A 13,652-nucleotide genomic window follows, 5' to 3' on the forward strand; every position below is an offset into this window, starting at 1 on the left:
GGACGGATAACTTCAGGCGTTGATCCGATGCCGGCGGATGTAGGACACGGCGACGCGCGGACACGGAAAGCTGCTCGTCAGCTTGATAGAATTCCAGCCCCATTCAGCCCCCCCACGCCTCTTTCATGCAATCACGCGTTCCCGGCGGTGCCCCTCCTCGCCTGAGCACCATGGCGGCCCTGATCTTCAGCTCGCGCTGGCTGCAACTACCCCTGTACCTCGGCCTGATCGCGGCACAGGGCGTCTATGTGCTGCTTTTCCTGAAGGAACTATGGCATCTCGTCAGCCATGCGACGACGTTCGGCGAACAGCAGATCATGTTGATCGTGCTTGGCCTGATCGACGTCGTCATGATCTCCAACCTGCTGGTCATGGTTATCGTCGGCGGCTACGAAACTTTCGTCTCCCGCCTGAGGCTGGAAGGCCATCCGGATCAGCCGGAATGGCTCAGCCACGTGAACGCCAGCGTACTGAAGGTCAAATTGGCCATGGCGATTATCGGGATTTTGTCCATTCACCTGTTGCGCACTTTCATCGAGGCCGGCGCCCTGGGCACCCCGGAAGTCAAGTTCACCGAGAGCGGCGTCATGTGGCAGACGATCATCCACTGCGTATTCATTCTGTCGGCCATCGGCATCGCCTATGTGGACAGACTACTGATGCCGGCGCAAGCGGTGGCCAAGGCACAAGCCGCGCACTGAAGCCGCGCCGGCCCGTGCCAGCCATGAAAAACGGCGTGCCTGGGCACGCCGTTTTTTTTAGCGCCCGCCGACCGCATCGCCGACAGGACGCGGCAGACGGTGCGCCAATGGAAATCGCGAAGGCGACGCTGGCGGGCCGCCGATGCGGCCCAGGCCACGGCCTTACTTGAGAATCTGGATGTTCATGGCGGCGGGGCCTTTGGCACCCTGGCCGACATCATATGTAACGCGCTGGTTTTCCTGAAGTGTCTTGTACCCTTCGGTACGAATTTGTGAAAAATGCACGAACAGATCCTTGCTGCCATCGTCGGGCACGATAAAACCGTACCCCTTTTCCGCGTTGAACCACTTGACGATGCCCGTTGCCATATTTGCCACCACCTGAGCTGATGAATAGAAAGGGATACGCTAGATTATCAAGGAAGGGAAATCGGCAACTACAGTACCTATGACGGCGACAGATAGAATTAAGATCACGTCGCTTGAATATCTCGCCAATCGAGTGTAATCGCGATGTTTTTACGGGGTCAACCGTGCCTCCCCGAAAATAGGCACTTTGCGTAGCGCTCCGTCGGACGTGCCGAACGGGTGCGATGTATGGCTGCCATCCCACCTTTCCAGGCTGCCGGTTTCGGACGTTGCGAGGGCGCGCATCGGCCGCGTCGCGAGGTGGCGCGCCCGAGCCTCCAGGACATATTCAAACTTGCGGGGCCCGAGACGCTGACGGCCATCCTGTACCGGCATTTCGTCGGCATGGATATAAAAAACTGAACAGCAAGTTCGCGTTGTTCGAGTTACAGAAACGGAAACTCGTCAGCCGCGCTGCGCGCCTGACTGCGGAGGAGTTGAAGATTCTGAAACGGCCTTATGCCAGGCCCTGGGCAGGCCCGCTATGTTTCAAACGGTTCGGACAACTCGTGGGGAGTGGCCGTAACCGAGGCCCCGCGGGAGGGTCGTGTGGGCCTTTGACGTGCCATACTGCGTGATACACAGCATCGAAGGCCGCAATGCCCGCCTTGGGAGGGGACATTGCGGCGGGGGCATCGTAGGCATTACGCCAACCGATACCCCGATGTAGGTGGTGCGAAGGAGGGGACTCGAACCCCTACACCTGTTACGGCGTCAGGACCTAAACCTGGTGCGTCTACCAATTTCGCCACCTTCGCAAGCGCAGCGCGGTATTGTAGCTTGCTTGTTAAAATCGCGCCCCATGAACCCCCGCCTCGATGCACTACACCCCTATCCCTTCGAAAAGCTGCGCCGCCTGATGGCCGCCGCGGGCTCGCCTCCCAGCGGGCTTGCGCCCATCAATCTCTCGATCGGGGAGCCCAAGCACGACACTCCCGCCCGCGTCGCACAGGCCATGGTACAGGCCCTGCCCGGCGGCCTGGCATCCTATCCCACCACCAAGGGCGAGACTCGCCTGCGGGAGGTCATCGCGCAGTGGCTGGCCAAGCGCTATGGCATTCCCGCACCCGACCCGGAAACGCAGGTCCTGCCGGTGCTGGGCTCGCGGGAGGCGCTCTTCGCCTTCGCCCAGGCCATGATCGATCCCACTGGCGACGACGTGGTGATCTGCCCCAATCCGTTCTATCAAATCTACGAAGGCGCTGCCCTGCTGGCCGGCGCGCGTCCGTATTACGTCAACGCCGATCCGGACCGCAACTTCGGACCCGACTGGAGCCAGGTGCCGGAAGAGGTATGGCGCAAGACTCGCATGGTGTACGTGTGCTCGCCTGGCAATCCGGCGGGCAACGTCATGTCCATGGACGATTGGCGCGAGATCCTGGAACTGAGCGACCGCTACGGCTTCATCGTGGCGTCCGACGAGTGCTATTCCGAAATCTACCTGAATGAAACCCATCCGCCCCTGGGCGGGCTGCAGGCAGCGCAGGCGCTGGGCCGAACCGACTATCGCAATCTGATCGCCTTCTCCAGCCTGTCCAAGCGATCGAATGTTCCGGGCATGCGATCCGGATTCGTGGCGGGCGACGCCGCGCTGGTCGCGCGCTTCCTGCTTTACCGCACTTATCATGGCAGCGCGATGAGTCCGGTCGTATCCGCGGCCAGCATCGCGGCCTGGACGGATGAAACCCATGTGCGCGAAAATCGCCGGCTTTACCGCGAAAAGTTCGATGCGGTGGTTCCCATCCTGCAGCGCGCGATAAACGTCACGCGCCCCCCGGCATCGTTCTATCTGTGGGTTGCCACCCCCACCGCCGATACCGATTTCGCCCGCGACCTATACGCCCGGACCGGCGTGACGGTGCTTCCCGGCAGCTATCTCGCCCGCGATGCCCATGGCCGCAACCCTGGGGTGAACCGCATCCGCATGGCGCTGGTCGCACCGCTGGCGCAATGCGTCGACGCCGCCGAACGTATCGCCGACTTCGTCAGATCCTCCGTTTAACTCCTCAACTGCTGAAAAACATGACTCTCGACCTCCAAACCACCATCGAACACGCCTGGGAAGCCAGGGCCTCCCTGACGCCCTCCGACGCCAGCGCCGAAGTTCGCGAAGCCGTCGAACACACCATCGATGGCCTGGATACCGGCCGCCTGCGGGTGGCGGACAAAGCGACGGGCGAATGGGTCGTGCACCAGTGGATCAAGAAGGCGGTGCTGCTGTCGTTCCGCCTGCAGGAGAACGCCGTGATGGGTCAAGCGCCGCTGCAGTTCTACGACAAGGTGCCGCTGAAGTTCGCCGAATACGGTAACGCGGCCTTCCAGCACGGCGGCTACCGCGTCGTCCCGCCCGCCGTGGCCCGCCGCGGCGCCTTCATCGCCCGCAACGTCGTGCTGATGCCGTCGTACGTCAACCTGGGCGCCTATGTCGACGAAGGCACCATGGTCGATACCTGGGCCACCGTGGGATCGTGCGCCCAGATCGGCAAGAACGTCCACCTGTCCGGCGGCGTCGGTATCGGCGGCGTGTTGGAGCCGCTGCAGGCCAACCCCACGATCATTGAAGACAACTGCTTCATCGGCGCCCGGTCGGAAATCGTCGAAGGGGTCATCGTCGAGGAGAACTCCGTACTCTCCATGGGCGTGTATCTCTCGCAAAGCACCAAGATCTACGACCGCGCCACGGGCAAGATCAGCTACGGCCGCATCCCCTCCGGTTCGGTGGTGGTGCCCGGATCGCTGCCGGCGGCCGACGGCTCGCACAGCCTGTATTGCGCCGTGATCGTCAAGCGCGTCGACGCGCAAACGCGCGCGAAGACCAGCATCAACGATTTGCTGAGGGCGTAATGGCCGCAACCGCCGTACTCGACCTGGTCAAGGACCTGATCGCCCGCCCCTCGGTCACGCCGGAAGACTTCGACTGCCAGCGGATGCTGGCCCAGCGGCTGGAACGGAGCGGTTTCCGCTGCGAGACGATCGTCCGCAACGGCGTGACCAATCTATGGGCACGGCGCGGCACGACCGGTCCGCTAGTCGTGTTCGCGGGGCACACGGATGTGGTGCCTCCCGGTCCGCGCGAAAAATGGGAAAGCGATCCCTTCGTACCGGTCGAGCGCGACGGTTTCCTGTACGGCCGCGGCGCGGCCGACATGAAAAGCTCCATCGCCGCCTTCGTGGTGGCGGCCGAGGAATTCGTGGCCGGCCACCCCGGGCATGCGGGGTCCATCGCCCTGTTGCTGACCTCCGATGAAGAAGGCCCGTCGGTGGATGGCACCGTGCGTGTCTGCGAATGGCTGCAGCAACGCGGGGAATCGCTGGACTACTGCATCGTGGGCGAACCCACGTCGACCGACCGCGTGGGCGACGTCTGCAAGAACGGGCGCCGCGGCTCGCTGTCCGGCCGGCTGACGGTCAAGGGTGTCCAAGGCCATGTTGCCTACCCCCATCTGGCCCGTAACGCCGTGCACGACGTAGTGCCCGCGCTGGCCGAGCTGGTTGCCATCGAGTGGGACCAGGGCAACGCCTACTTTCCGCCCACCACGTTCCAGATCTCGAATATGTCGGCGGGTACCGGGGCCACCAACATCGTGCCCGGCGAAGCGGTTTTGCTGTTCAACTTCCGCTTCTCCACGGCCAGTACCCCGGATAGCCTGAAAACGCGCGTCACCACGGTCCTGGACAAACATGGCGTCGACTACCACATCGACTGGGAGCTGGGCGGCGAGCCCTTCCTTACCCCCAAGGGCACACTGAGCGACGCCCTGAGCGAGGCGATCCGCGCGGAGACGGGCCTGGAGACCGAACTCTCCACCACCGGCGGCACCTCCGACGGCCGCTTCCTGGCGAAGATCTGCCCGCAGGTCATCGAGTTCGGGCCATGCAACGCCACTATCCACAAAGTCAACGAACGCATCGAACTCGATTCGCTCGTTCCGCTGAAAAACATCTATCGCCGCACGGTCGAGAACCTGCTGCTTGCGGTGTGACCGTCCAATGCCCTCCTCAAATCGCACCGAATTGCTGACCGTCCGCGACCTGATCCGCTACGGTGTATCGCGGCTGAATGCCGGTCAGGTAAGTTTCGGCCACGGCAGCGACAATGCCTGGGACGAAGCCGTGTATCTGGTGCTGCATACGCTGCACCTTCCGCTCGATATGCTGGACCCTTTCCTGGACGCGCGCGTCCTGGCCGAAGAGCGTGAACAGGTGCTGGCGCTGCTGGACCGGCGCGTCCGCGAACGCGTGCCGGCGCCTTACCTGACCAACGAGGCGTGGCTGCGCGGGCGCCGCTTCTACGTCGATAATCGCGTCATCGTGCCGCGTTCGCCCATTGCCGAACTGCTGGACGACAGCCTGTCGCCCTGGGTGTCCGATCCCGAAACCGTGGAATATGTCCTGGACATGTGCACCGGCTCGGGTTGCCTGGCGGTGCTGTCCGCGCTGGCGTTCCCTTTCGCGCACGTCGATGGCGTGGATGTTTCAGCCAGCGCGCTGGAAGTGGCGATGCATAACGTGGGCGCCTACAACCTGCACGAGCGCGTCTTTCTGCATTGCAGCGATCTTTTCCAGAAGCTCACGCCGCGCCAGTACGATGTGATCATCTGCAACCCGCCCTACGTGAATGCGCACTCCATGGATGCGCTGCCCCAGGAATATCGGCATGAACCGCAGATGGCGCTGGCCGGCGGCGACGACGGCATGGACCTGGTAAGGCGCATCCTGAACGACGCGCCGGCCTATATGACGCCCAAGGGCATCCTCGTACTGGAAATCGGACACGAGCGCGCGCATTTCGAGACTGCGTTTCCACACCTGGAACCCGTCTGGCTGGACTCGTCGGAGGCCTCCGACCAGATCGTACTGCTGACCCGCGAGCAACTGTCACCGTGATACGCGGATCCGGAATCACCCTGCGCCGCGGGACGAAAGTCCTGCTGGACGGCGCGGACTTCGTCGTCAACCCCGGAGAGCGCGTCGGTATCGTCGGCAAGAACGGCGCGGGCAAGTCCTCGCTGTTCGCGTTGCTGACGGGTGCGCTGGATGTCGATGCCGGCTCGCTGTCCCTGCCGCCGGATTGGCGCATCGCCAGCGTCCAGCAGGAGCTGCATGCCGATGCACGCCCGGCCCGGGAGTTCGTCATCGACGGGGATACGCCGCTGCGTGCCCTGCAGGCCAAACGCGCGACGCTCGGCGATCACCAGGGTACCGAAATCGGCGAGACCGAAGCCGCGCTGGTCGAAGCCGGCGCCTGGAGCGCGCCGTCGCGTGCCGAACAACTGCTTGCGGGCCTGGGATTCAAGCCAGCGGAATGGATGCAACCGGTCGCGAGCTTTTCCGGCGGCTGGCGCATGCGGCTGGCGCTGGCCCGCGCCCTGATGGCACCGTCGGATCTGCTGCTGCTGGACGAGCCGACCAACCACCTGGATCTGGACGCCATGCTGTGGCTGGAGAAATGGCTGGCCGCCTACCCCGGTACGGTGCTGCTGATTTCTCACGACACGGAATTCCTGGACGCGGCGGCCCGGTCTATCCTGCATTTTGATCACGGCAAGCTGGTGCGCTATCGCGGCGGCTACCAGGACTTCCTGGAACAGCGTGCGGAACGCCTGCGCCAAACCCGCATCGCCTGGGAAAAGCAAACGCGCGACACGGCTCGCCTGCAGGGATTCATCGACCGCTTCAAGGCCAAGGCGTCCAAGGCCAAGCAGGCGCAAAGCCGTGTCAAGGCGCTTGCCCGCATGCAGACGCTGGCGCCGCTGCAGGCCGAGTCCGGCATCGACATCCGTATCCCTTCGCCCGACCATATGCCGGATCCTCTGTTGGTCCTGGACAAGCTGTCGGCCGGCTATACGGATGCCGCCGGCCACCCCGTCGATATCCTGCGGGACGTAACGCTGATGGTGCGTGCGGGCAGCCGCGTGGGCATCCTGGGCGCGAACGGTGCAGGCAAGAGCACACTGGTAAAGACGCTGGCGGAAACGCTGCCCGTGCGGGCCGGGGAACGCCGAGCCTCGCGCGGGCTGTCGATCGGCTACTTCGCGCAGCATCAGCTGGACATGCTGGACCTCAACGCCACGCCGCTGCTGCATCTGGCGCGTATCGCGCCGGACAGCCGCGAACAGGAACTGCGCAATTATCTCGGCGGCTTCGGCTTTTCCGGCGATGCCGTGACGGGGCCCGTGGGCCCGATGTCCGGCGGTGAAAAGGCGCGGCTGGCCTTGTCCCTGATCGTCTGGCAAAAGCCCAACCTGCTGTTGCTGGACGAACCCAGCAACCACCTGGACGTGGAAACCCGCGAGGCCCTGGCGGCGGCCCTGGCCGAATTCGCCGGCAGCATGCTGCTGGTCTCGCATGACCGCCACCTGCTGCGCACGACGGTGGACAGCTTCTGGATCGTGGCCGACGGTACGGTGCATGAATTCGACGGCGACCTGGAGGATTACCGGGATTGGCTGGCCGCCCGCGGCACGGAAGAAAAAGCGCAAGCCGCGCGGGCCGCGTCCGCCGATACGCCTGCTCCGGCGGATCGCAAGCAGCAGCGTCGCCAGGAAGCCGAACAGCGCCAGCGGGTCGCAGCCGCCCGCAAGCCGCTGGAGAGCAAGCTGGCCAAGGTGGACGCGGAAATGGAAACCATCCGCGTGCGGCTGGAGGCGCTGGACGCCTTGATCGCCGACGCCGACCTGTATTCGGACGCGCGCCGCACTGAGCGCCAGAAAGTCATGAGCGAACACGGCGAACTGGCCAAGCGCATGAGCGATCTGGAAGAACAATGGCTGGGCTTGCACGAAGCCATCGAGGCCGCGGAAAAAAGCGTCTTGGGAAGCTCGTCTGCGTGACGACGCGAACGTTGGGGTCCCAGGGATTGACCTGTTGCGAAACGAAAAACCGGGCACAAGCCCGGTTTTTTACACTCGTGAACGATCATGGCAGGGCGCGCCCACCCGCGCGGCCCCTTCCCGCTATCGCATCAGCCCGCGATGACGTCCAGCTTAGCGATGCCCAGCGCCAGCGTCTTGGCGCCCACATCGCGGAACTGTATCTGGGCCTGCGCATCCTGTCCGCTTCCACTCAGGCCTATGATGGTGCCGTCGCCGAAACGGGCATGGCGGACACCTTGCCCGATGCGGTACTGACGATCGCCCACGGTCACACCCGACGTCACACCACGGGGCTGGCGCGGGGCAATGGCCCCCACGGGCTTGCGTCCGAACGCATCGCGCGCGGCACCGCCCCAGGGGGCGCCGCCACGCACATGGTCATCGGTGGCGCCCGCCCGGGGCGTCAGCCATTTCAGATGCTGTTCGGGGATTTCCGCCAGGAAGCGCGACCGCATGGCATAGCGCGTTTGCCCATGCAGCATGCGGCTTTGCGCCAGGCTGAGGTACAGGCGCTCGCGTGCGCGCGTGATCGCGACATACATCAGGCGCCGTTCTTCTTCCAGGCCCGCTTGTTCCAGCACGCTGTTTTCGTGCGGGAACAAGCCTTCTTCCAGACCGGTGATAAAGACGGCATCGAACTCCAGCCCCTTGGCGGCATGGACGGTCATCATCTGCACGGCGTCCTGCCCCGCCTGCGCCTGGTTGTCGCCCGCTTCCAGCGCGGCGTGCGACAGGAACGCAGCGAGCGGCGTCAGGTTTTCCGCAACGGCGTTGAACCCCGCGTCCAGCGTGGCGTCCGGGGTAGCCTCCCGCTGCGCGGGCACACCCGCGGGCAGGCCGTCGAAGTGTTCCTCGCTGGAGAACACCGCGGCGGCGGTGACCAGTTCGTTCAGGTTTTCGATGCGCTCGGTACCTTCTTTTTCGCCCCGGTAATGTTCGATGAGGCCGCTGGCCTCCAGCACGTGCTCGACCATTTCAGGCAGGGGCAGTTCCCGCGTTTCATCGGCCATGCGGCCGATCAAGGTGGCGAACTGGGCCAGGTTCGAGCCGCCCTTTCCCGCCACGCGCGCCACCGCGCCATACAGGCTGGTGTCATGGGCGCGCGCCGCGTCCGCCAGCTGTTCCAGCGTGCGCGCGCCGATACCCCGCGCGGGAAAGTTCACCACGCGCATCCAAGACGTATCGTCGTGCGGATTGCTGATCAGCCGCAGATAGGCCAGCGCGTGCTTGACTTCCTGCCGTTCGAAAAAGCGCAGGCCCCCATAGACTTTATAGGGTATGCCCGCCGAGAACAGCGCATGTTCGAGCACGCGCGACTGGGCGTTGCTGCGGTAGAGCACCGCGATCTCGCGGCGCAGCCGCCCTTCATTGACCAGGGCGCGGATCTCGTCCACCACCCACTGCGCCTCCATGCCGTCGGAGGGCTGCTCGACGACTCGGACGGGCTCGCCTTCGCCTTGCTCCGTCCATAGGTTCTTGCCCAGGCGACCACTGTTATGGTCGATCAAGGCATTGGCGGAATCCAGGATGTGGCCGTAGGAGCGGTAGTTCTGTTCCAGGCGAATGACGGTGCCGCGCGCATAGTCGCGTTCGAAATCGGCCATGTTGCCGACGTTCGCGCCACGAAACGCATAAATGGACTGGTCGTCGTCACCCACCGCGAAAATGTAGGCGCCGCCGCCCGCAAGCAACCGCAGCCACTTGTACTGCAGCGTGTTGGTGTCCTGGAACTCGTCGACGAGTATGTGGCGGAAGCGGCGCTGGTAATGCTCGCGCACCGGCGCGTTGCGCGACAGCAGTTCGTAGGCGCGCAGCAGCAGTTCGGGAAAGTCGACCACCCCTTCCCGCTGGCATTGCGCTTCATACAACTGGTAGATTTCGATCAGCCGGCGGCGGTGGCTATCCCAGGCTTCCAGGTCGCCCGGGCGTTCGCCTTCTTCCTTGGCGCTGTTGATGAAGCGCTGGACGTCACGCGGCGGATATTTTTCGTCATCGATGCCGTTGGCCTTGAGCAGCCGCTTGATGGCCGCCAGCTGGTCTGCGGTATCGAGGATCTGGAAGGCCTGCGGCAGCCCGGCATCACGGTGGTGCGCCCTCAACAGCCGATTGCAGAGGCCATGGAAGGTGCCCACCCACAGGCCGCGCGTATCGATGGGCAGGATCGCCGAGATGCGCGCGAGCATCTCGCGCGCAGCCTTGTTGGTAAAAGTGACTGCCAGGAGCGCATAAGGGCTGGCCAGACCATTCTGGATCAGCCATGCCATGCGTGTGGTCAGTACGCGCGTCTTGCCGCTACCCGCCCCGGCCAGGACCAGGGCGTGCTGCGGTTCCAGCGTGACGGCGGCGCGTTGTTCGGGATTTAACTTGTCGATCATGCCGCATAGCGGCGGAGTCGGTCGGCGAACTGCTCCAGCCCTTCAATTCCGCTCTGCTGCGCCCGCTGGCACCAGGCCTGCAGATGGCTCAGCAATTGTTCGCTGCTGGCGCTGGAGCTTTCCCATAGACGGCCCAGCTCGCGCCGCATCTGCACCAGCGTCGACAGCGACTGGCTGCCGGCGATGGCCTGATCCACCTGGGCGAGCTGTTCCGGCTGCAAGGCGTCTTCCGAACGATGCAACCAGCGACGGACCTGGCGCAGGGTCGTCCAGCGGCATTCCGTACCGTCCGGGTTGCGGGACGTCTTGAGCTTGGCCAGTTCCTGGCGCGCGGCGCTCTTGATGATGTCGCCATAGCGCGCCATGACTTCGTAGCGGTGCGTGATCACGCCCTGCAGGGTACTGAGATCCACCATCGGCTTGTTGGAATCCAGCTTGAGCTTGGGTGCGACCTTCTTGATCTTGGCCAGCCCGACGAATTGCAGGATGCGGATGTAGCCCCAGCCGATGTCGAATTCGTACCACTTGGCGGAGAACTTGGCGGACGTACCGTAGGCGTGGTGGTTGTTGTGCAGTTCTTCGCCACCGATGATGATGCCCCACGGAAACACGTTGGTGCTGGTGTCCGGGCTGGCGTAGTTGCGGTAGCCCCAATAGTGGCCGATGCCATTGACGACGCCGGCCGCCCAGAACGGGATCCATGCCATCTGCACCGCCCACACCGTCACGCCGACGGCGCCGAACATGGCGATATCCAGCGCCAGCATGATCATCACGCCCATCAGGCTGTGGCGGGCATAGACGTGGCGTTCAAGCCAGTCGTCCGGGGTGCCGTGGCCGAATTTGGCCATCGTTTCCGCGTTCGTGGCTTCTTCGCGATACAGCTCCGCGCCACGGAACAACACCTTCCAGATGCCGAAGCGCATCGGCGAATGCGGGTCGCCATCGCGTTCACATTTCGCGTGGTGCTTGCGGTGAATGGCCACCCATTCCTTGGTCACCATGCCCGTGGTCATCCAGAGCCAGAAGCGGAAGAAATGCATGACGGCCGGATGCAGGTCCAGCCCGCGGTGCGCCTGGCTGCGATGAAGGAATACCGTAACCCCTACGATGGTGACGTGGGTGGCCACCAGGGTAAAGGCGACGATCTGCCACCAAGAGGCATGCAGAAAACCGCCGCCGACGAACGAAAGGATGTGATCCATATGGAGCGTAGAAACCTCAGCGAAGAGCGAGAAGCCGAGTTTAGCCTACCTTGCGCGGTTATGACAGCGCCCCGCCTTGACCTCACCCCCTTGAAATTCCGGCAAAATTGTTGTTTCACCCGACTTCCTGTGCTCATCTTGATCGCTTTTTCAACGCTCCACCCGGTGCGGCCCCCTGTGCGGCGGCCACGGACCCTCACGTGGCCCACCTCCGGCCGGCGCTGGCGCCGCCCGCGGCCCGGCGTGCCGCGTTTCTTTTCCGCCACAGTGGCGGCCGCCCTGCTGGCCTTTCCGGCCCCCGCCGTCCGAGCGGACGAAGCGCCCCAGCGCTTGTCCTGGACGGTCGGGACCAGCAGTACGGTGGTCCTGGCGGAATACTACGAAATCCAGGAATCGGACTGCCGGGCGATGCGCGCGCCGCCCGTGGTCGTCAAGGCCCGCCCCACCTTGGGCAAGCTGGTGATCAACACGACCACCGGGCAAGCCAGCCAGTCGGCCAAGTGCCGGCACGTCCAGGTGCCGGTGACGCGGGTGCTCTACCATGCGGGCACCGAAGCGGGGCGGGACAGTTTCTCCTGGGAGATCTTCTTCCAGGCGCGCGACTTGGGCACGCGCTCCGTACAGGGCAGCGCGACCCTTACCCGCCGGCCGACGGATCGCTGAGCGGCGACTGCCGGGACTCCGGCTCCAGGTCCAGGTCCGCGTCCGCCCGCGCCGGTGCGATCGCTTCGGCGGGCAGGCCGGCCGCCGCCGACTCGCCCTCGGCCTCGGCCGTGGCCTGTTCACTCGCTGCCCCGCCCTTGCGGCGCTCGAACACGGCGGCGAAGAAGCCGTCCGTACCGTGCACGTCGGGCCGCAACTGCATATAGGGGCCCTGCAGGTTCAGGCCCTCGCAGCGCGCGCCGATCAGCGCGGCTGCGTCCAAGCGCTCGAATTCGGGATGCGAGGCCAGGAAGATTTCGGCCTGCGCCTCGTTTTCCTCGGCCAGCAGGCTGCAGGTGGCGTAGACCAGCCGCCCGCCGGGCGCGACGCAACGGGCCGCGGCGGCCAGGATCCGGGTCTGCAGAAGCCCGAGTTCCTGCAGCGCATCCGGGTGCTGCCGCCATTTCAAGTCCGGATTGCGCCGCAGGGTGCCGATACCACTGCAAGGGGCATCCACCAGTACCCGCTGCGCCTTGCCGGCCAGCCGCTTGACCCGGGTGTCGTTTTCGCTGTCGATGACCACCGGCACCACATTGGACAGCCCGCTGCGGGCGAAACGGGGCTTGGCCCGCGCCAGGCGCGCCGCGGACACATCGAAGGCATACAGACGGCCCGTGGACCGCATCAGGGCGCCCAGCAGCAAGGTCTTGCCCCCCGCGCCCGCGCAAAAATCGATAATCATTTCGCCGCGCCGCGGCGCCACGAGCAGGGCCAGCAACTGGCTGCCTTCGTCCTGCACCTCGATTTCGCCCGCCTCGAACTGCGGCCAGCGATTCACCGGCGGACGTCCGGCGAGCCGTATGCCCCAGGGCGAAAACGGCATCGCGCGCGGCTGGTACCGCGCGGCCGGCCCGTCGTTCAAGCCGCGCAGCACGGCGTCGCGGTCCGCCTTCAGAGGGTTGACGCGAAGGTCCAGCGGCGCCGGACGATTCAAGGCGTCGACCAGGGCGTCAGCGTCCTCGAACGCCCCCAGGCGCTCGTCCAGCCAGTCCGGCAGGCTGGCGCGCACGGCACGCGGCAGCGTGGCCGGATCGATGCGCAGGATATGGTCGAGCCAATCGTTTTCTTCCGGCGTCAGGGCATCGCGCAGCGCGTCCCGCCCCAGCGTGGCGGACAAACCCAGGATGGCGAGCCTCCGGGCGGACGCGCCGACGCCGGTTTCCGCGAAGCGGCGATAGCGCCGCAGATTGCGCAGTACATCGTAAGCGGCTTCGGATACTTCCGCGCGGTCGCGGCCGCCCAGCGCCGGGTGGGCGCGCAGCCAATGCGTCAGGACGCCATCGGCGGGATACGCCCATTGCAGCATTTCGCCCAGTACCTGCTGGACCTGGCCCAGCCGGACGGCGGCAAACGACGGCCGCGGGCGATCCGCCTCGCCGGCGCGCG

The 13,652-nt window shown here is 64.9% G+C and carries 11 protein-coding genes and 1 tRNA gene; 7 read left to right on the top strand and 5 right to left on the bottom strand.

Annotated features, from left to right (window positions below; translation table 11 throughout):
• The first annotated feature begins 125 nt into the window (after window positions 1-125).
• On the top strand, window positions 126-701 hold the full coding sequence (locus AKI39_RS15440; protein WP_066637774.1) for a TIGR00645 family protein: 576 nt from the start codon (window positions 126-128) through the stop codon (window positions 699-701).
• A gap of 162 nt (window positions 702-863) precedes the next feature.
• Here the strand turns inward: AKI39_RS15440 and AKI39_RS15445 are convergent, their stop codons facing one another.
• Together AKI39_RS15445 and AKI39_RS15450 are read right to left on the bottom strand one after the other, a co-directional pair.
• On the bottom strand, window positions 864-1,070 hold the full coding sequence (locus AKI39_RS15445; RefSeq protein WP_066637777.1) for a cold-shock protein: 207 nt from the start codon (window positions 1,068-1,070) through the stop codon (window positions 864-866).
• Window positions 1,071-1,780: 710 nt separating this feature from the next.
• Window positions 1,781-1,867: transfer RNA gene (locus AKI39_RS15450), tRNA-Leu, on the bottom strand.
• 44 nt (window positions 1,868-1,911) lie between these two features.
• Here AKI39_RS15450 and dapC point away from each other — a divergent pair.
• From dapC to AKI39_RS15475, 5 genes are read left to right on the top strand one after another with little or no spacing between them, the layout of a single operon-like run.
• On the top strand, window positions 1,912-3,111 hold the full coding sequence (gene dapC / locus AKI39_RS15455) for a succinyldiaminopimelate transaminase (RefSeq protein ID WP_066637780.1): 1,200 nt from the start codon (window positions 1,912-1,914) through the stop codon (window positions 3,109-3,111).
• Between the two features lie 20 nt (window positions 3,112-3,131).
• Window positions 3,132-3,953 carry a 2,3,4,5-tetrahydropyridine-2,6-dicarboxylate N-succinyltransferase gene (dapD, locus tag AKI39_RS15460; protein WP_066637783.1) on the top strand — a complete coding sequence of 274 codons (822 nt, stop codon included), beginning with the start codon at window positions 3,132-3,134 and terminating at the stop codon, window positions 3,951-3,953.
• Entirely contained in the window at window positions 3,953-5,092 is a 1,140-nt protein-coding gene (gene dapE / locus AKI39_RS15465) for a succinyl-diaminopimelate desuccinylase (RefSeq protein WP_066637786.1), read from the top strand. The genes dapD and dapE overlap by 1 nt, the downstream gene beginning before the upstream one ends.
• Window positions 5,093-5,099: 7 nt before the next feature.
• Window positions 5,100-5,996, top strand: coding sequence for a 50S ribosomal protein L3 N(5)-glutamine methyltransferase (gene prmB / locus AKI39_RS15470; RefSeq protein ID WP_066637789.1), 897 nt, complete (start codon window positions 5,100-5,102; stop codon window positions 5,994-5,996).
• Entirely contained in the window at window positions 5,993-7,942 is a 1,950-nt protein-coding gene (locus AKI39_RS15475; RefSeq protein ID WP_145925290.1) for an ABC-F family ATP-binding cassette domain-containing protein, read from the top strand. The genes prmB and AKI39_RS15475 overlap by 4 nt, the downstream gene beginning before the upstream one ends.
• A 131-nt stretch (window positions 7,943-8,073) precedes the next feature.
• On the opposite strand, the gene AKI39_RS15480 is transcribed toward AKI39_RS15475, so the two are convergent.
• Both AKI39_RS15480 and AKI39_RS15485 read right to left on the bottom strand, forming a co-directional pair.
• The gene (locus AKI39_RS15480; RefSeq protein ID WP_066637802.1) at window positions 8,074-10,359 is read right to left on the bottom strand and encodes a UvrD-helicase domain-containing protein; all 2,286 of its coding nucleotides are present in this window, start codon (window positions 10,357-10,359) and stop codon (window positions 8,074-8,076) included.
• A complete protein-coding gene (locus AKI39_RS15485) occupies window positions 10,356-11,564 on the bottom strand; it encodes a DesA family fatty acid desaturase (RefSeq protein WP_066637804.1) in 1,209 nt (402 codons plus the stop codon). The genes AKI39_RS15480 and AKI39_RS15485 overlap by 4 nt, the downstream gene beginning before the upstream one ends.
• 243 nt (window positions 11,565-11,807) lie before the next feature.
• On the opposite strand from AKI39_RS15485, the gene AKI39_RS15490 reads away from it, so the two are divergent.
• The gene (locus tag AKI39_RS15490) at window positions 11,808-12,227 is read left to right on the top strand and encodes a hypothetical protein (RefSeq protein ID WP_066637806.1); all 420 of its coding nucleotides are present in this window, start codon (window positions 11,808-11,810) and stop codon (window positions 12,225-12,227) included.
• Here the strand turns inward: AKI39_RS15490 and AKI39_RS15495 are convergent.
• Window positions 12,202-13,572 (bottom strand): RsmB/NOP family class I SAM-dependent RNA methyltransferase, encoded by a 1,371-nt coding sequence (locus tag AKI39_RS15495; RefSeq protein ID WP_066643092.1) that lies wholly within the window; start codon window positions 13,570-13,572, stop codon window positions 12,202-12,204. The two genes, AKI39_RS15490 and AKI39_RS15495, sit on opposite strands and share 26 nt — an antisense overlap.
• Window positions 13,573-13,652 lie beyond the last annotated feature (80 nt).

The organism is Bordetella sp. H567 (assembly GCF_001704295.1).
In the GTDB taxonomy this organism is placed as follows: domain Bacteria; phylum Pseudomonadota; class Gammaproteobacteria; order Burkholderiales; family Burkholderiaceae_B; genus Bordetella_C.